The organism is Acidovorax facilis, from assembly GCF_023913775.1.
Taxonomy (GTDB): Bacteria; Pseudomonadota; Gammaproteobacteria; order Burkholderiales; family Burkholderiaceae_C; genus Acidovorax; species Acidovorax facilis.
Genome location: NZ_JAMXAX010000056.1, coordinates 1 through 19,882, shown reverse-complemented (window position 1 = coordinate 19,882; position 19,882 = coordinate 1). Strand labels below are relative to the sequence as shown.

Below are 19,882 nucleotides of genomic sequence, written 5' to 3'. Positions count from 1 at the left end.
ACTTCACCATCAATGAACCCGGATCTCATCAAACTTGGAAGCGCCGCACAAGCGTTGGGCGGCGCGCTCGGCGTGGGTCTGCTGGTGGGGCTGGAGCGCGGCTGGCGTGACCGCGATTTGCCCGAGGGTGGTCGCGTCGCCGGGCTGCGCACATTCGCCCTCATCGGCTTGCTGGGCGGACTTCTCGCACTGCTCTCCTCCACTCCCGGTCTCCTCCTTGCCGCCGGCCTGATCGGCATCGTCCTGCTGTTCGCAGTCTCTTTCCGGCGTGCATCGGAGGCCGCCGGCACCCTCAGCATCACGACAGCTGTCGCAGCAATGGCCACCTTCTGTCTGGGCGCTTTGGCCGCAAGCGGTCAGGCCATTCTCGCCGTAGGGGCGGCCGTGGTCGTCGCGTTGCTGCTCGATCTGAAACCAGTGCTGCACCGCTGGCTGCGCCTGATCCAGCCGGCCGAACTTAATGCCCTCCTGCAAATGGGCGTGCTCACCGCAGTGGTGCTGCCGCTGCTCCCGGACCGGGGCTATGGGCCCTACGCCGCGCTTAACCCCTACCAGCTGTGGTTCGCAGTGATCCTGATCGCGGGGCTGTCGCTACTGGGCCACGTGGCGGTGCGGCTCAGGGGGGAGCAACAGGGGCTGCTCTGGACGGGACTGCTGGGCGGCCTTGCGTCTTCCACCGCTGCGACGCTGGCGCTTGCTCGAACCGCAAGGAACCAACCAGGCTGGCATGTGCCCGTGGCGGCGGCGATCGTCGCCGCCTGCGGCGTGATGTTCCTGCGTATGGCCGTGGTCGTCGCCGTCCTGCAGCCCAGCCTCGCGCCTCGCATGGGCCTGTTCCTGGTGCTGCTCGCCGCGGCGGCGTTCCTCTTTGCGGGATGGCAATGGCGCCGCCGGCAAGCCAGCGGCCCGGCCACACAGCAGGCCTCGCGCCGCCTCTTCGACCTGCCCACGGCGCTCGGATTCGGCGTCGTGCTCGGCGTGGTAGCCGTGGCTGCCCGGGCCGCGCGCGAGGCCCTTGGCACAGCCGGCATGTACGCCGTCGCATTCGTCTCCGGTCTGGCTGACGTGGATGCCATTCTGGTTTCCAGCGTGCAGATGCTGGCGCAGGGCGACCTCCCGGCTGCCACTACTGCCATCGCCATCCTACTTGCCGTCTCTGCCAACATGCTCACCAAGGCGACCCTCGCCTGGACCATTGCCGGCCGCGCGGTGGGTGTCCGCGTGGCGGCGGGCTATGTGGTGGTAGCTCTTGTCGGCTTGGCGGCGGCAGCTTTCCAGGCGCGCTGACCACTATTCCCCGAACGGCTGCGCCACTATGGTTGCTGCTTGGCCGCTTAGTTCGGGCCGCCCTTCAGGTCCTCATCGCGGGTAAGCGGCGCGCCTGGCGCAGGCGTTTCTCCCGAGATACCCATCGCCTCAGCGTTGCGGCCAGACCGCTCAGCCCGACGGGGCACACGGACCCTGGTCCGGTCCCGCCCAATCGTCACGTACTCGTATTCCTTCGATTCGGCCGGGGACGCTTGATCTTGCGGTTGCAGGTCGGGCGAGCCCGAGCTATCGGCCGGGCGGTCGAGGTGGGTCTTGATGCGGTCCCTACCGATATATACGTAGCGGTGCTGATGCGGCTCGGAAACCGCCGACTCCTGCAGCTGCCTGGGCTGGGGCTCGGGACCACCGTGTGACAGGGTGGCTTGGGCGAACGCACTTGCGGAGAATGTGAACAGGGCAACGGCGAGGATGTTGGCGGAAGTCATGGAAAGCTCCTTGGATTACGGTTTGTATACTGCGAAAAATATTCTTGGCTGGCTTGTGAGCAGCAGCTGTGCCCGCCCCCCGAAACGACATATTCGGGCTTACCACCGTGGGAAGGTCAAGCGGCTTCAACTCCGCTCGGTTATTTTGGGGCGCCGTTCGATGCCTGCTCACGACAGCAGCAGTTCCTGCATCCGTCTACGCTCCGCAGGAGTCGGCCACGCGGTGTCCCCTGGGGCAACCTCCAAATTGAAGCGCCCCTCGCCGTCGAAGCGAACGAGCCCATAGGTCTCGTTGACCACCGCCCCCGGTTCCCCGCCGGCCTGGAGCCGGACATACCAGTCCGCCAGGCGCAGCGTCCGGCCCGCCAACATCGGTGCCAAGGCCTGACCCCGGGCGAGCGCCACATACAGCACATGCGGCAAGGCGTGCACCTCGCTCTCCGCGTCCAGCAGGAACACGTAGGAGGCATATTCGCCCTCCGCTTCGCCCATTCCGCGGCCGGATGCATCCACGGTGGTGTAAACGGGAGCAAACCCGCTGCCCGGCTGGCGGAAGTTCGTGGTTTGCCCTTGGTACACGCGTGCCGCGACCCACTGCACGCCTCCCGCATAGGCATAGGCGCGCAAATCGAACTTCATAGACTGTGATCCTCCCTCGTTCGGAATGACGCGCTCGCCGGGAGGCACAAAGGCCTGTGCCACATAGGCTCCCGCCATGATCTCCTCCCAGACTCGACGCGTGACCTTGTCGCCCCGGTACGCAGCGCGGCTACCGAAGCCCGCCGCTGGCTTGAAGAACAGGCTCCGGCGCGCCGCCCACAGCCGGTCGCCATGCGCTGCATCGACCACTTCGGTGCGCGGCACGTTCGCCAGCAGCACCTGCCGGTCGTCATCGGCAACGCCCAAGGCCCGCAGCGCAGCTTCGTCACTGAACAACGCCAGACGGCGTTTGTCGGCGTAGAGCGCGTGTGCCTGGGGATGGGGCGTGAGAACTGCCGCCTGCTCTTGCCACGCCTGCCGCAACACGGCGTTCGCAGGCAGATCCAGATAGAAATCCGTGACTCGGTTGTAAACCACGTCGATGGCCAGCTCGCCGTGCCAGAGCCTGCCGTGGCGGCATGCCAGTTCGGACGGATCGGCAATGACGGCCTGCAGTCCATGGCGCTCGAACAACTGTCGAAATAGCAGGAATTCTGGATACAGGTATTGCTGCTGCGGTGCCTCGTCCACGATCGCGATTGAGGCCAGCGGCCGAGAGTTGCCCGCCAGTCGCCATTCACGGCGAAACATATCCACCAGCCGCTGTTCGAACGTTGTGACGCTGGCGCCGTCGGGCGCCATTGCCTGTACAGCCTGGCAGCAGCTGCGCTGAGCGCGAGCCAGCACCGCATTCAGCATCGCGCCACCCGCGTTCGTGTTGATTTCGATCAGGCCGAGACGGTCCTGATCCAGATGGAAGTCATAGCCGAAGAACACACCCTGCGCGCCACCTGCGCCAATGTGCGCAATGGCTGGGGCATCCGCCAGAACCTGTTCCCGGTACGCCGGGAGTGCCACTACCGCCTCAATGGCTCGCACGACGTGCGCCATTCGATCCAGCGGGGGCCGCGCCACAAAGACTGGTTGCGCGGCAAACAGGTAGGGGCATCGCTCCCTCACCAGCTGCGACAAGCTCGGGGAACCGAGTTCAGCATCGAGCGCGGCCGCCAGCGCCGCTGGATCCAGGCTCAGGCAGAAGCAATCGCGGTTGAGCCGCTCGAAGGGGGTCAGTTCGCAGTTTGATGTGTGGTGCATTGAGAAAGAGGGTCTAAGCAGTCGATGAAATGGGTAGAACGCCTCAATATTGAGCTCGTCCCACGCTCGCAGTTCGCGCCAGGTGTCCAGAGCGACTAGACGGTCGCCGTCAGCGGCACCGCAAGCTCCCCCAAGCCATCAGCCCCCGTGCAGCCAAGCCCAACTCGTCACGAAGAAACAGCCTGGGCTTGCGATGCGCGCCACGCGCATGATGAATTGACCGGTGCAGGCTGAAATAAGAGTCTTGATCCGGCTATCCCGACACGTTGCCCACTCGCGCACGAACGGCGTGGGCCACTTCGCCCATTACGTCGATGCCGTTGCTCGGGTGCGGCAGCGTATTGCAGGTCACCACGCTGGCCGCGCCGGCGTCCTCAAGCAGCTGCATTGCATCCGGGGCGAACACCGCATGCACGCCGATGCACACTGGATCGTTCTTGAACACCGATCGCACCTGCCGCACAGCCACTGCCATCGTGCGTGCACTGGAGATGATGTCGTCGATCAGCACAGGACGGCGGCCTGCGTATGTCTCGACCTGGGGAACGCTGATTTCGACACTACGGTCACCGAGCCTTCGCTTGGACAGAACAATGAATGGACAGCCGACGCGAGCAGCGACGTCGCTGGCCCACTGCTCGCTTTCTGAATCCGGGCCAACGACCACCGGCTCTGGGACGTGGGCGGCCACCCAGCGTGCGATCGCGGGTGCACTGGCCACGTTCTCGGCCGGAATCGAGTACACCTCGTCGAGAGAGGCGCGGCGATGCAGGTGCGGATCGACCGTCACCAGCCAGTCGAACGCCTGCGACAAGAAGCGCGCGAAGGTGACGGAAGTTACGGCCTCGCCTGGCTGGAAGCGCTTGTCCTGGCGCATGTAGGGCAGGTAGGGAGTAACGATACCGACCCGACTGGCGCCCAGTTCACGCGCGGTCTGCGCCAGGTACCACAGGCGCAGCGCCTGCGGATCCGGGTCGCGCAGGGATGCCACGACCACAACATCTTTTCCGGATAGATCATCGTGCAGCCGAAGGTAGGACTCGCCGTCGGGGAAGTGACGCGCCTCCACTCGGCCGACCGGGGCCTGCAGGTGCACCGCGAGGTCGGCCGCGGCTTGCTCGGCGCCAGGTGCGGGAAGGATGATCATGGTCATGCTATTTCCTCGATGGTGACCAGCCCCTGCTGGCGGTTTGCATAGGCCTGCGCGTACTCCAGCTCTCCGGTGGTCTGGGCATGCACGTGGAACAGCGGCTGGCCGCGCGCGATCCGATCCCCGAGCTTCACTTCCAGCGTGATGCCTGCGGCCGGCGCCCCTGGCGCTCCTGCCAGCTTGGCAACCATCGCCAGCTTCCGGTTGTCGACGGCGGTCACCACGCCCGCTGCACCGGCAAGGTACGGTCGCACGTGCGGCGCCACGGGCGGCTGGCGAAGGCCACCCTGCGCCTCGCAGATGGCAACAAACTGGGTCCAGGCCTGCCCGCTGTCCAACGCCTGTTGCGCAAGCGCATAGCCTGCACCGGGGCCGGCTTTTCCGCCTATCTCCAGAAGGTGCCCGGCGAGCAGCAACGCCCGCTCGCGGAGATCCGCAGGGGCCGCAGAGTCCCTTTGCAGGACGGCGAGGACATCCCGCGCCTCGAGAGCGGGACCGACGCCTCGACCGACAGGCTGCGTACCGTCGGTGCGGACGACACGCAGTTGCAAGCCTACCGCCTCGCCGACATGCTCCAGGAGGCCGCCGAGTTCATCCGCCGCTTCTTCGGATCGGACCTTGGCTGTCGGGCCGACCGGAATATCGATCAGCACGCGCTCCGACCCCGCCGCTGCCTTTTTTGACAACACAGAGGCGACCAGTTGCGCGGTGCCATCCAGGTCCAGCGGACGCGACACACGGATTAACACGTCGTCTGCCGGGCTCAGCTGCACGGAGCCTCCCCAGACGATGCAACCGCCGACCTTCTCGACCACCCGGCGCATGGCCTGCAGATCCAGGTTGACTGGCGCCAGGGTCTCCATGGTGTCCGCGGTACCCGCCGGAGAGGTAATCGCCCGGGATGACGTCTTAGGCATGACCAGACCGCAGGCGGTAACGATGGCCACCACCAGCGGCGTCGTCCGGTTGCCCGGCAACCCTCCGACGCAATGCTTGTCCATCACCGGCGAGAAAGGCCAGTGCAGCCGCTCGCCGACATCGATCATGGCGCGGGTCAGGGCGACCGTCTCCTCGTGCGACATTCGGCCACCCGCCGTGGCCGTGACAAAGGACGCCAGGTGCAGGTCGGACAACCGGCCAGCCGCCACATCGTGCATGATGGTTTTGAGCTTTTCATAGTCCAACGACGCACCATAGGTCTTGCCGCGAATATGCCGCTCGGATTCGAGTACCGGGGGATGGCGGATGGCGAGCATTTCGCCCCCTGAAAGGCCGAGAACCCGCCAGGCAGGCTCCGACAAGCCAGCCTCTCCGTGGCCTAGCCAGTCAGCGGCCACGTGGTGCACAGTGGCGATGACCGTTCGACCTTTCCATTCGATCTCCACGCGCGTCTGGGCCTCGAACCCTTCCGAACGGCAGATTTCGCAGTCGACCCGCATGTAGACAACCGGCGATTGGTACGTGAGGATCCCCGCGCGGCGTGCGATCAGCCCCGCGGCATCCGGCAGATGGGCAGCCAGCGCGTTCATCCCAGCTCCACGGCTTGCATATGCTCCGGGACAGTGCATGCCCAGCCATGCTGTTCCTGGATGGCGATGCGCAAGCTGTCGGCAGCGACAGACTCGCCGTGGGTGACAAACACCCGCTTGGGCGGCTGCGGCATCCGTCCCACCCAGCGCAGCAGCTCCTCCCGGTCGGCATGTGCGGACAAGGCACCGAGGCTAGCGACTTCCGCGCGCACGGGAACGTAGTCGCCGTGAATCTTGATCTGCTTTGCGCCGCCCACGAGCGCCGCGCCACGTGTCCCAGCAGCTTGGTAGCCGGCCAGCAGGATGGTGTTGCGAGGATTCGGTGCCATCGCCTTCAGGTGGTGCACCACGCGCCCGCCGGTGGCCATGCCGCTTGCCGAAATGATGACGGCGGGATAGCGCATATCGTTCAGCTTGCGCGACTCCTCCACAGAGTTCACCACCTTGGCTGCGGTGCACATCATCCGGCACTGGTCGGGCGTCAGCCGGTGCTGCGAACGGTGTTTGTGGTACAGCTCCGTCGTATCGGCGGCCATCGGGCTATTAAGGAAGGCCGGCAGGTCTGGAATGCGGCCTTCGCGCTTCAGGGTGGCGAGCACGTACATGAGTGACTGCGCTCGTCCAACCGCAAAGGCGGGGACGATGACCACTCCTCCGCGCGCTGCAGTGCGGTTGATCACCTCTGCAAAAGCAGTAGCGGGATCTTCCTTCTCATGCGATCGGTCGCCATAGGTCGATTCCATGACGACGTAGTCCGCCGCAGGCGGTGCCTGCGGCGGCCGCATGACAACGTCCTCGTCGCGCCCAAGGTCGCCCGAAAACAGCAACGACCCTGAACCCCACTGCACATGAACGCTGGCGGCACCAAGGATGTGGCCGGCGAGCGAAAAACGCATTCGCAGCCCCTCGACCGGCTCGAACTCGGCGTCAAACTGCTGAGGCTGGAACAGGCGCAGGGTCTTACGCGCGTCCTGTTCCGTGTAAAGCGGCAGGGCCGGACTGTGCTTCGAGAAACCGCGACGATTGGCATAAAGCGCATCTTCCTCCTGCAGGTGCCCCGAATCCGGTAGCAGCAACGCGCAGAGGTCGCGCGTCGCTTCGGTGCAAAACACAGGGCCGCTGAACCCCTGGCGCGCCAGCGCGGGCAGGTAGCCACTATGGTCGATGTGCGCGTGGGTGAGCACGACGGCATCGATCGTCTCAGGCTGAAGCGGGAAGACATCCCAGTTGCGCAGCCGCAGCTGCTTGAGGCCCTGGAACAGCCCGCAGTCGACCAGCACGCGCTTGCCGCCGTGCTCCAGCAGGTATTTCGATCCGGTGACGGTGCCCGCGGCACCCAGGAAAGTAATTCGCATATTGTTCCTTTCGATCAGTACGAACTCATGATGATGCGGGGATCCCCGCCGCCTCGGACAGCCTGCAATTCCGGCGCGTCGAGCAGTCGTTCCACTTCGAGACCAGCCGCTTCAGATGCGGCGCAAACCGCGTGGGCCCACGTCGTGCGGTTCGCGAATAGCATGCCTGCAACGTCCAGCGTCCCGCCGCGGCTCACGTACCCGAGCACGCGAGTCGTTTGCGCACCGGTGTCAAGGGGACGCAGTAAGCCAACCAGAGCTTCCGGACGTGTATGCGTGAGGAAGATGCGCACATCCTGCGTCGCAGGGAAAAGTGCGTCGGTCGCTGCACTCTGGTGCGCAGCCTCGCGGGCGTCCCGACCGACGCGGAAACGCCCGGGCTCGACGATGTAGTTCACCGCTGCCTCGACGCCACGCTGCTTCAGCCTTTCGGCGGCCTTGAGAGCCTCACCCAGCTGGTAAGCACCGACAGCAGTGAACAGAATTCGCGCCTCGTGTGCGGGTCGGATGCACAGGGCGCCATCACGCACCAAACGCGCAGCTTCTTGCGCTGAGAACCAGACCGGCAAGGACCTCTTCGGCACTACCATCGTCCAGAACTGGCCGTGCGTCTGGTACGCGGCTTGCAAGGCCGCCTGTGCCGTGTTCCAGTCGGGCGGGTACAGGACACGGGAGACGTCGCTCATCTCGCCCTGCAGCGTCTCGCCGAACGAAGGATCCTGGTGTGACTGCTCGTTCTTGCCGTTTTCCCACGTGTGGGAAGTAGCCACCGTCACCACCGACAGCCAGCCGGGTGGACGCCCTGCGTCCGCAAGCTGGCGCGCGAACAGGATCTCCTGGCGCAGAGCGCCCAGCATCTTGGCGGCGAACGCTTCGTACGACACGACCAGGTTCAGTCCGCCCTTGTTGGCGAGGGCCGCACTGACCACGGCCTCCTCGTTGAGGGCAGTGACCACGGAGCCGCTGATTGACTCGGCCACGCCCTGCTCCGGCGTCACAACGCGGTGCTTGAGCAGATCGAGCGTGCGGCCCATGCGGTTGCTGCGCAGCTCGTCCGGGTTGCCAACCCGCACCCGCAGTTGCGGATTGGCGGCCACCAGCGCCGTGAACGCCTGGTCGATCCCCTCCATCGGCGAGCATTCGCGCTCACCGGGCGCGAGCGACGCAAGAGTTGGAAGAGACGGGACTTGCACGGTGCGTGTGGCGAAGGCGTGATCCCGTTCGCGCACCCGGCGCTGCTTATCATGCCGATTGAGAACCGCTGCGGCGGAGGTTAGGTCTTCGCGTGAAACCCACAGCGCCCTCGCCCCTTCTTCGAAGAGCGCGCGAGCCCCAGCGTCAACGCGGGGGTTGGCACCGAGCGGAAGGTTGTGCGCATCGTTGGAACCCGCGCCGGGAAAGCCGTAGCCTTTCGGGGCTTCCGCAATGGTGTAGTGCAACGGTACCGGGTAGCCGCCGGTACCCGCCCGAATGGCCTCGGTGCAGGCATCGAGTCGATCCTCCATGGTGAAGATCGCCCAGGCGAAAGCGGCCGGGTCGGTGCCATCGATCTCGATCGGGTCGAAGCCGTTCAGGCGCAGGTGGTCTTTCAGCCATTGCACGCCGCCTTGCTGCTGCAGGGTACTGCGCTGCTCGATGCGGCGACCATTGAGGATCATGATCGGCGCCACATGGCCGCTGTCCTCGGCGCGCCACCAGCGGGGCGCCCAGTCGCTGCCCCGTTGCTCCTCGAAAGCGCCGTCGCTCAGGAAGGCCACCAGCCGCTCGCCCGGCAGCGGGATGTGGACGTACTGCAGCTCGGCGAACCCGAGATAGCCGCCCTCGGAGATGCCACCGGCTGTATTGGCGTTGACATGACTGCCAAGCGGGGATTCCGGCCGCCCATCGGGCCCGATGGAATAGGAATAGAAATCGCCGACGAAACGCGTCAGGCCGGAATCGCTCAAGTCGTATCGCTGCGCCTGGATTGGCAGCATGTTGCCCACCAGCAGGTTGACCGCCTCGACGCCTGCGACGCTGTGGCCCTGCCCCATGATCCAGCCCCGCGTATGGCCGGTCAACGAGTTCGCCGCCAGGTAGCCGGCGTAGGCAGGCACCATGTTGAGCGACCCCCCGGTATGACCCTCAGGCGTTTGCTTGTACTCGTCGGGTTGCAGAGCGGCACCGTCCCACCGCACCCGCTGGGCGTAGGTCATGTGCACTGTCAGCCACATGGCCGCCGATGCGACGTGGTCTGCGGCGCGCAGGAGGCGATAAACGTCCGCTGGCGAAGCAGCCCTGCCCTGCGCCACCAGCAGCTGCGCCAGCTCGAAGATGCGCAACTGTGTCTGTGGTGAGTGCTGGATCACACCGTATCCGGCGGCCCACTGCGCGAAGTCCGCGTCGGCCTCGCGGTGGAGGCGGGCTCGGTGCGTGGTCAGGTGTTTCTGGTGGGCATCATGCATATGCGTCGTTTTCCTTTCGTTTAACAGTCAAGGCCGTTGTCGGCGCACCCGGTGCGCGAAGACTCATGGGCAGGAAACGAGGCGTACGTACAGCGTTGATCCTCCTCGCCGATCTGGGTGAGCATGGCTGTTTGCTCCCTGCGCGAGCGCCCGCCGGCGTGTTGCTCGCGATCGGAATAATCATGAATCCGTCTTTCGTTGGTGCTGTCAGTGCAGATTAATGGCGTAAACCCCCATCCACTTGATCTACATCAAACGGAATCCGATGCAGGGCTGTAGATGACAGATTTGTAATCCAGCCGCGCGGGGCAGTAAATATGCTTCCCGCTAGCAAGTGCCCTTCCCACTACATACTTTAAAGGACTCAAAATGCGTTCGCCAATCAACGTTCGAGTTTCACTGCTCAGGCCTCTATTGGGCGTCGGTCTTGCCTTAGCTGCAGCGTCCGCCATGAGCGCGCCCACGGGAATCGTCTACACCGCCAACGAGCGCGACGGCTCGATCACCCGAGTACAGCTGGAAACCGGGGTCAAGCAAACAACTAAGGTTGAGATAACGCCGCACAACGTGCAGGTCAGCCCGGACGGCAAGCGCCTGCTGGCAGTAGGCGTGTCCAGTCATGACGGACATGGTGCCGCAGGAGCAACCTCCAAGGGAAAACTGCTAGTAATGGAGACCTCCGGTGCCAGTGACCCTGTACTCATTGACGCGGGCGATCATCCCGCCCATGTGGTGACCGACGCCAGCGGAGGGCGCGCGTTCGTTTCCGACTCCGGGTCGAACGTCATCCACGTGATCGACCTGGCGAGCAAGCGCAGCGTCGGCCAAATACCCACCGACAAGTACCCGCATGGATTGCGACTGAGCCCCAACGGCAAGGATCTTTACGTAGCGAACATGCGCGGCGGGACAGTCTCCGTCATCGACGTTGGCACGCTCAAGGAAACAGCAAGAATTCCTGTAGGCAAAGGGCCGGTACAGGTCGGCTTCTCGACCGACGGGACGATGGCCTTTGTCTCGCTGAGCGCGGAGAACAGCCTGGGCATCATCGACACCGCCAAAGGCCGCCTGTTGAAGAAGGTCCCGGTGGGCTCCACCCCCATCCAGATGTACGCCACGCCAGACACGCGCAACGTCTACGTAGCGAACCAGGGCAGCGCCAGCAAGCCGGCGGATACTGTGTCTGTGGTCGACCCGCAGGCTGGCAAGGTCGTTGCGACCATCAAGACCGACAAGGGCGCCCATGGTGTCGCCATCAGCAAGGACGGACGCTATGTGTTCGTCACTAATATTGAAGCGGGGACGCTGTCGATCATTGACACGACCAGCAATAAAGTGGTGGCGACGCACCGCGTGGGCGCTGGGCCGAACGGAGTCACATACCTCGAGTAGCATCATTATGAGACCGCGCGCCTGCTGCTGGCCTGATGGTGCGCGGGCGCGCCGGCGGGGATGACCGCGGCACACAGAAAGCCCAACAAAGGAGCACGCGATGCAGAAGGAAAGTACTTTGCCCGGACGGCCTGGCGAAGATCATGCGCACGATCACGCTCATCACCAGCACGGCCCGGCCCACGCGGCAGGTACCGCACTGAAGGACCCCGTGTGCGGCATGGGGGTAACGGCGAATTCGGCCCACCACTCCCACCATGGGGGCGAGAAGTACTACTTCTGCAGCGCCAGGTGCAAGGGCAAGTTCGATGCGGGACCTGCGAGCTACATTGCCGCGGGGCCCGGCAGCGTACCAGTGCCTGATTCCCCGCCCGCCGCTGAGGGAACAATCTACACCTGCCCGATGCACCCCCAGATCCGCCAGGATCATCCGGGCAGCTGCCCGATCTGCGGCATGGGGCTCGAGCCGCTCATGCCCAGCCTGGAGGACGACGACAACCCGGAGCTGAAGGACTTTTCCCGCCGTTTCTGGTGGACGCTCCCCCCCACGGTCATCGTCACCGTGCTGGCCATGGTCGGCCACCGCGCGGGCTGGTTCGACATGGCCACGCAAAGCTGGATCGAACTGGTCCTTTCCCTGCCCATCGTGCTGTGGGGGGGCTTGCCCTTCTTCGTGCGCGGCTGGCAATCCGTTGTCAACCGCAGCCCCAACATGTGGACGCTGATCGGGCTGGGCACAGGAGCCGCGTTCCTCTACAGCCTGGTCGCCACCGTGGCCCCCGGCGTGTTCCCGCCGGAGTTCACCGACATGGGGCGCGTGGCCGTGTACTACGAAGCGGCCGCCGTGATCATCTCGCTCACGCTGCTCGGACAGATGCTGGAGCTGAAGGCGCGCTCGCAGACTTCGGCGGCGATCAAGTCGCTGCTGGGCCTGGCACCCAAGACGGCACGCGTCATTCGTCCCGACGGCACGGAGGAGGATGTCCCGCTTTCGAACGTGCACATCGGCGACCTGCTGCGCGTGCGGCCCGGCGAGAAGGTGCCGGTGGACGGCGTGGTGGTAGATGGCAGCAGCTCGGTGGACGAATCCATGCTGACAGGCGAACCCATGCCCGTATCGAAACGGCCGGGCGACAAGCTGATCGGCGCCACCCTGAACACGGCCGGAGCCCTGACGCTGCGCGCGGAGAAGGTGGGCTCGGCCACCGTGCTGTCGCAAATCGTACAGCTGGTGGCCCAGGCGCAGCGCTCGCGCGCACCCATGCAGCGCATGGCCGACCTGGTGGCGGGTTACTTCGTGCTCGGTGTCATCGCCATTGCAGTGACGACGCTGATTGTCTGGGGCTTTTTCGGGCCGCAACCGAGCTGGGTCTACGGGTTCATCAATGCCGTTGCGGTGCTGATCATCGCCTGCCCTTGCGCCCTCGGCCTGGCCACTCCGATGTCCATCATGGTCGCCACCGGCCGCGGAGCGACCCAAGGCGTGCTGTTCCGCGACGCAGCGGCGATCGAGAACTTCCGCAAGATCGACACGCTGATCGTGGACAAGACGGGCACCCTCACGGAAGGACGCCCAACCTTCGAGAAGGCGATAGCAGCCGCAGGCTTTAGCGACGCAGACGTGCTGCGCCTGGCCGCCAGCCTGGATCAAGGCAGCGAACATCCACTGGCCGCAGCGATCGTGCAGGCAGCATTGGAGCAGGGTCTAACGCTCTCGGCTGTGACTGACTTCGAGTCAGGCTCCGGCATCGGCGTGACTGGCCGCGTCGAAGGTCAGTCCTTGAGGCTCGGCAACACGGCTCTGATGGAGCAGGCCGGCATCGACAGCAGCAGCCTGAGACGCGAGTCCGAAGACCTGCGGGGGCAAGGGGCCAGCGTCATGTATCTCGCGGTGGACGGCCGTTTCGCTGGCTTGCTGGCGGTTTCTGACCCTGTAAAAGCGAGCACGCCGGAGGCGCTGCAGGCGCTGCACGCCGCCGGCATTCGCGTGATCATGGCCACGGGGGACGGTGTCACAACGGCCCGAGCTGTTGCCAAGCGGCTCGGCATCGACGAAGTGCACGGCGAGGTCAAGCCGGCAGACAAGCTGACGCTCGTTGAGCGGTTACAGGCCGAAGGCAGGGTCGTCGGTATGGCCGGCGACGGCATCAACGATGCGCCGGCGCTGGCGAAGGCCGACGTCGGCATCGCGATGGGCACCGGCACCGACGTCGCCATGAACAGCGCGCAGGTGACGCTGGTAAAGGGCGACCTGCGCGGCATCTCGATCGCGCGTCGGCTCTCGCAGGACACGGTCGCCAACATGAAGCAGAACCTGCTGTTCGCCTTCCTCTACAACGCGATGGGCGTGCCGGTGGCGGCCGGCGTTCTCTATCCGCTGACCGGCTGGCTTCTGTCACCCTTGATTGCCGCACTGGCAATGAGCCTGAGTTCGGCTTCTGTGGTGTTCAACGCGTTGCGCCTTCGACGGAAAGGCTGACGCGAGGAGTCGAAGTGAGGAGCCAGTGGGTGGAATACCGCGAGCTACGTCGGGATGAGTACCTGTTGACAGTTTCAATTCTTTTTAGCCTCCAGCGCTTATCCAGCAAGCGCTAGCAGCTATCAATTTGTCAACATCGCACTGCCTGCGTAGCGCGGTGCCTTTTCGTGGTCAGCGCCCGTTGTCGTGCTCGGGCAGCTGGCTAGTTTGGCTTTTGGGTCTACCCCGGCAGACAAGCGGGCAGGCATGCGGCCAGCCGCTTACTTTGCTCGATATGACCCTCCATCCCTCTTTCTTCTACTCGCCTCCCCTCCTTCTTATCGGAAAGGGCGGCAGATGCCCAGGTGCATCACCAAGGCGCCCGTGTCACTGGGCTGGCGGGTAGCCGGCTTCCCCCAGCGCGTCGGCGAAGTCCTGCCGGTCTTCCGCCGATTCGATCTTGACCAGCCTCGAATGCAAATCGACCTCGATCTTGGCGACCGGATCGACGAGCTTGCACGTCTTCATAACGGTACTGGCGCAGTGTCCGCAGCTCATGTCCGGGAGATTCAATTCGATCATGGCAAGTTCCTCAAAAAAGTGGCTGAAGGCAGCATCGTCAAGCCTGTCACCGTGTCAGACTCAATAGAAGTGGTTAAAAATTTTCTTGTCGGAGGGGCTTGACCTTGCCATGATAGTAAGGTTGATCATGCAAACCAGCGCTTGGATTTCAGACGCTAGGAGCCAACCATGCAGACCACGACGACGATGCCAGCGAGCCTGGCGAACCTAAACTTACAGAAGCTGGGCATCGAGTTGCCGATTGAGGGCATGACCTGCGCCTCTTGCGTGTCCCGCGTTGAGAAGGCGCTGGCCAAAATTCCCGGCGTCGAGCGCGCCAGCGTGAACCTGGCGACCGAGAGCGCGAGCATCTCGGCATCAAGCCAGGTCGACCTCGCCACGCTTCGCGCCGCGGTGGAGAAGGCGGGCTATTCCGTGCGCAACGATGAGGCGAGCCTGTCTATCGAGGGAATGACTTGCGCCTCCTGCGTCTCGCGTGTCGAGAAGGCGCTGCGCAAGCTCCCGGAAGTGACTGCCGCAGAAGTGAACCTCGCGACAGAGAAAGCGGAAGTCCGGTTCGTGGGCCGCGCCGACGAAGTGCTACCCAGGCTCGTGGCCGCCGTCGAGAAGGCGGGATACGCTGCGAAGCTTCCCCAGGAAACCGATGGAGCCTCGCAAACTGCAAAGGCGAGTTGGCCAGATTGGTGGCCGGTCGCTGTGGCCGCCGCCCTCTCGCTTCCCCTCGTGCTACCCATGCTCGCCATGCTGTTCAACGTTGACTGGGCTCTCCCCGGGTGGTGGCAGTTGGCGCTTGCCACTCCCGTACAGTTCTGGCTAGGCGCCCGCTTCTACCGCTCCGCATGGAAGGCCGTGAAGGCGCGAGCGGGCAACATGGACCTGCTTGTCGCGCTGGGCACGTCGGCCGGCTATGGCCTCTCTCTCTACCTGCTCATCGTTGGAATCGGCCACGAGGGTCACGGCGAGGCGCCTCACCTCTACTTCGAGGCCTCCGCGGTTGTGATCACCCTGGTTCTACTTGGCAAGTGGCTGGAAGGCCGCGCCAAGCGCCAGACCACCGAGGCCATTCGGGCTCTTAATGCGCTGCGCCCTGATACCGCTCGAGTGCGTCGCGGCGACACCGATGTTGAGGTTCCAGCCGCCCAGGTGAAAGTCGGCGACGTTGTGGTGGTTCGCCCCGGCGAGCGCGTGCCCGTTGACGGTGATATCCTGGAAGGATCCACGCACGTGGACGAGTCGCTCATTACGGGCGAGAGCCTACCGGTGGCGAAGGTGCCCGGCGCGAAGGTCGTCGGGGGCTCAGTGAACGCGGAGGGGCTGTTCACGGCCAGCGCCACCGCAGTCGGCGCAGAGTCCACTCTGTCGCGCATCGCGCGGATGGTCGAGTCGGCCCAAGCCAAGAAGGCGCCCATCCAGCGCCTGGTCGACCAGGTGAGTGAGGTCTTCGTCCCGGTTGTACTGGTAATCGCCGTCATCACCCTCATCGCCTGGGGCTTGGCCACAGGTGACTGGGAGCGCGCGATCCTCAACGCCGTCGCCGTTCTGGTCATCGCCTGCCCGTGCGCACTGGGGCTTGCCACGCCCACCGCCATCATGGCCGGCACAGGAGTGGCCGCCCGCCGAGGCATCCTGATCAAGGATGCGGAGGCCTTGGAAGTCGCCCACAACGTAAAGATCGTCGCGTTCGATAAGACTGGCACCCTTACCGAAGGCAAGCCGCGCCTGGTGGCATTTGAAGCTGCCGACGGCGACCACGCGGGCCTTCTGCGCCTGGCCGCGAGCGTGCAAGCGGCGAGTGAGCACCCTCTGGCCCGCGCCGTCCTGGACGCGGCTAAGGAGAACTTGGTCAGCATCGCTCCAGCGCAGGACGCTCAGTCCGTCGCGGGCCGTGGCATGGCGGCCAAGGTGAAGGGGCAAGCTCTCAGCCTTGGGAGCTCCCGCTGGATGCAGGAGCTAGGCGTCGACCTCTCCCCGCTGACCTCGCGAGCCCAGGAGTTCGAAGACGAGGGCCGAACCGTGTCGTGGTTGGCCGAAGGCGCTCAGCCCGCGCGGCTCGTCGGCCTGCTGGCGTTTGGCGATGCAGCGAAGGCCACCGCCAAGGAGGCGGTCGCGAGCCTGCGGGAGCAAGGCGTCAGAGTCGTCATGGTCACAGGCGACAACAAAGGCGCCGCGCGCGTCGCGGCCCAGGAGCTGGGCATCGACGAGGTTCGCGCCGAAGTTCTGCCGGCGGACAAAGCGCGGGTCGTCTCCGAGCTCAAAGCGAGCGGGCTGGCCGTGGCGATGGTGGGCGACGGCATCAACGACGCACCTGCATTGGCGGCGGCCGATGTGGGCTTCTCGATGTCCAGCGGGACCGAGGTCGCCATGCATGCGGCCGGAGTCACCTTGATGCGTGGCGATCCGCGCTTGGTGGGCGACGCAATCGAAATCTCGCGCAAGACTTACGCGAAGATTCGCCAAGGCCTGTTTTGGGCTTTCGTCTACAACGTGGTTGGAATCCCTCTCGCAGCGTTCGGACTGCTCAACCCCATGCTCGCCGGAGCCGCGATGGCGTTCTCCTCAGTGAGCGTGGTCGCCAATGCATTAACCCTGCGCCAGTGGAAAGGAAGGTCCGCATGAAAACGATCGGTGATGGAATGAACATCGGGGAAGCCGCCGAGAAGGCGGGGGTAACGCCTAAGATGGTGCGTCACTACGAGTCGCTGGGTCTGCTGCTAAAGGTCCACCGCACCGAGTCGGGCTATCGCGTGTATGGCGAGTCTGAGGTTCACACGCTGCGCTTCATCAAGCGCTCACGGGACTTGGGCTTTTCGATCCCCGTAATCGGCGAGTTGTTGAACCTCTGGCAGGACCGCAGGCGGTCAAGCGCAAGCGTGAAGAAGGTGGCATCCGCACACCTTGCGGAGCTCGACCGCAAGATCACGGAGATGGAGTCCATGCGCAAGACGTTGGGACACCTGATCCACTGCTGCCACGGCGATGACCGCCCGGATTGTCCAATCCTTGGAGATTTGGAAAGCTTCGTCGCCCCAACTACGACGAAGGCAAAGGTGAAGCCGCAGGCACTGAGTACCTCGGCGAAAAGAACAGCGTGAACGGTAGTAGCTAATACGACTTCGAACGCAGCAGTGCATACAGGACCAGGATTCCCGCCAAGAGCCCGCCAGCCAAAGCGGGGGCGTGCCAGTCGCTGCTGGCCACCCGGATGCCGACCAGTACCAAGCATATGACGGTTCCCGAAGCTGGCACCCAGCGTGGAATTTCAAACCGGCCGACCGGCTCACTCTGGCGCCCCTTAAGGATAAACAGAGCCCCGTTCACGATGGCAAAGACGACCAGGAGCAGCAGCACGGAGGCCGAGGCCAGGTTCGCGATGCTGCCGAACATTCCAAGCGGCAGCAGGAGCGCCAGCAGCATGATGGCCGCCAGGTGTGGAGTACTCGTGCGCTGGTGGACATTGCCCAGCGCCCGCGGCAAAAGTCCCTGCCGAGCCATACCATAGACCAAGCGGGAACTCGTGACGTAGTTGACTAGCGCCGTGTTGGCGACGGCGAATAGCGTCACCACGGTAAAGACCCAGGGCGCGATGGCTGGCGCGGCACGCGCTATCACCTCCGTCAGAGGCCCGGGCGCCTTCGAAAATTCGCGCCAAGGCACGACAGAAACTGCCGAAACGGCCACCCCTACGTAGATCAGCGCCCCGATGACCAGCGCAGTCACCAGCGCAATGGGAATGGTGCGCTGCGGGTCGCGCCACTCCTCGGCGACGTTCAGCGTGTCTTCGAAACCGATGAACGCGAAGAATGTCAGTACCGCTCCTTGCATAACGAGCAGGACGGTGGCGTCGCCGCCTCGCAGATCCGGAACCTCGAGCAGGTCGACAGAACCCCAGTAGGGGATGCCCACGGTAATGACGATCAGCAGGCCGGCTGCTTCGACCAGGGTAAATGCGACATTGACCCACATCGACTCCTTGATGCCGCGCAGGACCAGGGCCGCCATCGCAAGAAGAAACCCTCCATGTGTCTCTTCCGAACTACCACTAGCCGCAATGCCGCATCCTTGATGCTGGCCGTGTGGCTGTTCGTGCTGGCGTCGGGCTTCGCAAATGCTTGTCTGCTGGAATCGCCTGATCACGGCGGGCACGAGCCTGCCGCGGAGAGCTCTCACATCACAGCCCAAGCCCCGGTGACTGCGCATGAGAGTGAACAAAGCTCCAAAGCTCCGTGCCTTAAAGCCTGCGACGACGGATCGCAGGCCTTGCAAAGCAGTAGCGGGATGGACTCTGTCGATCCGGGTTCCCCGCCTTTAGCCGGAGTCATCTGGACAGGGGGTACGATCCTGTTGGCGCGCAACCTGAGCGGTTTTGAAACTCAGCCTTCGCTGACTGCCCCTCCCAAGCGAAGTATCTACTCGCGGTGGGCGCTCTAGCCTCTGCTAGCTCGACCGCAGTCTCGTTGCGGCGTTTGATCTTCGGTTCCGGGGGCAGGACCGAGAAACATGGTAATGCGCCCCACTGTCACCTATTTTACACTGGAGTCTCCCATGAACCGAGTTCACCTTTTTTCTCTCGCATTCGCAGTTTCTACCCTTGCCGCGTCAGCATGGGCGGCGGCTCCGACCGATCCGCACACCGGTCATCATCCCGCCGGAGGCGCCCCCGCCCCCACATCCAAACAGGCGCCCGTTAAGCCAGGACCGAACATGGCACAGATGGACGCCCAGACTAAAGCCATGCGTGACATGCACGAAAAGATGATGGCCGCGAAAACGCCAGAAGAGCGCAGCGCCCTAATGGCAGAGCACATGAAGACGATGCAGGACGGCATGACCATGATGAATGGGATGCCAATGGGGGAAATGAAGTCCATGAAAGGCGACATGTCCACGCACCATCAAATGATGGAAAAGCGCATGGAAATGATGGGCGCTTCCATGCAGATGATGATGGATCTGTTGCCCCCTGTGCCCGCGAAATAAGGAGAACGCCATGAGACCTCTGCGCACCGGCGTTGCCCTGGCGGCAACGGTAGGCGGTTTCTATGTGCTGTGTACCGTGGCGTGGATACTCGTTCCAGCGACCTTCCTGGATCTGATGAACAACTTGTTCCACGGTATGGACTTCACTGCCATGGTGAGTCCCCGACTCTTCAGCTTATTCGGGTTTTTTAAGGCGCTGCTCGTGCTGAGCACGTGGGCGCTGCTTGCCGGGATGTTCTTCAGCTGGCTGCACAACCGACTGGAGCGTTGACCGTAAACCTTTCGGAGAAAAAGATGACTGAACACCATTCCCCACCGAAGGGCGTGTCCGAATTTTTGTGTAAACGGTTCGGACTTCAGTTGACGGAGATGCGGTCTCCGAACTGAATGGTAAATCGGGTCAGCGCTGCCTTCCAATCCCGAATCGGCATGGTCCACTTCTGACTG

15 protein-coding genes and 1 pseudogene are annotated in these 19,882 nt (G+C 64.0%); 8 read left to right on the top strand and 8 right to left on the bottom strand.

From position 1 onward, the window contains the following. Window positions 1-12: 12 nt before the first annotated feature. A complete protein-coding gene (locus tag NFX52_RS16150; protein WP_055394794.1) occupies window positions 13-1,287 on the top strand; it encodes an MgtC/SapB family protein in 1,275 nt (424 codons plus the stop codon). 47 nt (window positions 1,288-1,334) lie between these two features. On the opposite strand, the gene NFX52_RS16145 is transcribed toward NFX52_RS16150, so the two are convergent. The 6 genes from NFX52_RS16145 to NFX52_RS16120 all read right to left on the bottom strand — a co-directional run bounded on the left by NFX52_RS16145 (window position 1,335) and on the right by NFX52_RS16120 (window position 10,026). Beyond that, window positions 1,335-1,754, bottom strand: coding sequence for a hypothetical protein (locus NFX52_RS16145; protein WP_055394796.1), 420 nt, complete (start codon window positions 1,752-1,754; stop codon window positions 1,335-1,337). 168 nt (window positions 1,755-1,922) lie between these two features. After that, the gene (locus tag NFX52_RS16140) at window positions 1,923-3,548 is read right to left on the bottom strand and encodes a hypothetical protein (RefSeq protein ID WP_055394798.1); all 1,626 of its coding nucleotides are present in this window, start codon (window positions 3,546-3,548) and stop codon (window positions 1,923-1,925) included. Window positions 3,549-3,801: 253 nt separating this feature from the next. After that, window positions 3,802-4,701, bottom strand: coding sequence for a ribose-phosphate pyrophosphokinase (locus NFX52_RS16135; RefSeq protein WP_055394800.1), 900 nt, complete (start codon window positions 4,699-4,701; stop codon window positions 3,802-3,804). Continuing rightward, window positions 4,698-6,227 carry a thymidine phosphorylase family protein gene (locus NFX52_RS16130; RefSeq protein WP_055394803.1) on the bottom strand — a complete coding sequence of 510 codons (1,530 nt, stop codon included), beginning with the start codon at window positions 6,225-6,227 and terminating at the stop codon, window positions 4,698-4,700. Before NFX52_RS16130 ends, NFX52_RS16135 begins: the two co-directional genes overlap by 4 nt. Beyond that, window positions 6,224-7,582, bottom strand: a complete 1,359-nt coding sequence (locus NFX52_RS16125; RefSeq protein WP_055394805.1) for an MBL fold metallo-hydrolase — start codon at window positions 7,580-7,582, stop codon at window positions 6,224-6,226. Before NFX52_RS16125 ends, NFX52_RS16130 begins: the two co-directional genes overlap by 4 nt. Window positions 7,583-7,596: 14 nt before the next feature. Beyond that, complete coding sequence (locus NFX52_RS16120) at window positions 7,597-10,026, bottom strand: phosphoketolase family protein (protein WP_055394807.1); 2,430 nt, start codon at window positions 10,024-10,026, stop codon at window positions 7,597-7,599. Window positions 10,027-10,476: 450 nt separating this feature from the next. On the opposite strand from NFX52_RS16120, the gene NFX52_RS16115 reads away from it, so the two are divergent. From NFX52_RS16115 to NFX52_RS31095, 3 genes and pseudogenes are all read left to right on the top strand, one after another. Then, window positions 10,477-11,418, top strand: a complete 942-nt coding sequence (locus NFX52_RS16115) for a YncE family protein (protein ID WP_082437298.1) — start codon at window positions 10,477-10,479, stop codon at window positions 11,416-11,418. 100 nt (window positions 11,419-11,518) lie between these two features. After that, window positions 11,519-13,897 carry a heavy metal translocating P-type ATPase gene (locus NFX52_RS16110; RefSeq protein WP_082437299.1) on the top strand — a complete coding sequence of 793 codons (2,379 nt, stop codon included), beginning with the start codon at window positions 11,519-11,521 and terminating at the stop codon, window positions 13,895-13,897. Window positions 13,898-14,062: 165 nt separating this feature from the next. Beyond that, window positions 14,063-14,158: pseudogene (locus NFX52_RS31095) on the top strand (DUF1010 domain-containing protein); the annotation flags it as partial. Between the two features lie 105 nt (window positions 14,159-14,263). On the opposite strand, the gene NFX52_RS16105 reads toward NFX52_RS31095, so the two are convergent. Next, window positions 14,264-14,458 carry a heavy-metal-associated domain-containing protein gene (locus tag NFX52_RS16105; protein WP_008905329.1) on the bottom strand — a complete coding sequence of 65 codons (195 nt, stop codon included), beginning with the start codon at window positions 14,456-14,458 and terminating at the stop codon, window positions 14,264-14,266. A gap of 168 nt (window positions 14,459-14,626) precedes the next feature. On the opposite strand from NFX52_RS16105, the gene NFX52_RS16100 reads away from it, so the two are divergent. After that, entirely contained in the window at window positions 14,627-17,074 is a 2,448-nt protein-coding gene (locus NFX52_RS16100) for a heavy metal translocating P-type ATPase (RefSeq protein WP_082437300.1), read from the top strand. Continuing rightward, on the top strand, window positions 17,071-17,550 hold the full coding sequence (gene cueR / locus NFX52_RS16095; protein WP_055394813.1) for a Cu(I)-responsive transcriptional regulator: 480 nt from the start codon (window positions 17,071-17,073) through the stop codon (window positions 17,548-17,550). Before NFX52_RS16100 ends, cueR begins: the two co-directional genes overlap by 4 nt. A gap of 10 nt (window positions 17,551-17,560) precedes the next feature. Here cueR and NFX52_RS16090 read toward each other — a convergent pair whose 3' ends face one another. Further along, window positions 17,561-18,457, bottom strand: a complete 897-nt coding sequence (locus NFX52_RS16090) for an APC family permease (protein ID WP_055394815.1) — start codon at window positions 18,455-18,457, stop codon at window positions 17,561-17,563. Between the two features lie 543 nt (window positions 18,458-19,000). Between NFX52_RS16090 and NFX52_RS16085 the strand changes: the two genes are divergently transcribed. Next, window positions 19,001-19,435 carry a hypothetical protein gene (locus NFX52_RS16085; protein WP_055394817.1) on the top strand — a complete coding sequence of 145 codons (435 nt, stop codon included), beginning with the start codon at window positions 19,001-19,003 and terminating at the stop codon, window positions 19,433-19,435. A gap of 10 nt (window positions 19,436-19,445) precedes the next feature. Next, window positions 19,446-19,706 (top strand): DUF5676 family membrane protein, encoded by a 261-nt coding sequence (locus tag NFX52_RS16080; protein ID WP_055394819.1) that lies wholly within the window; start codon window positions 19,446-19,448, stop codon window positions 19,704-19,706. Window positions 19,707-19,882: the final 176 nt, after the last annotated feature.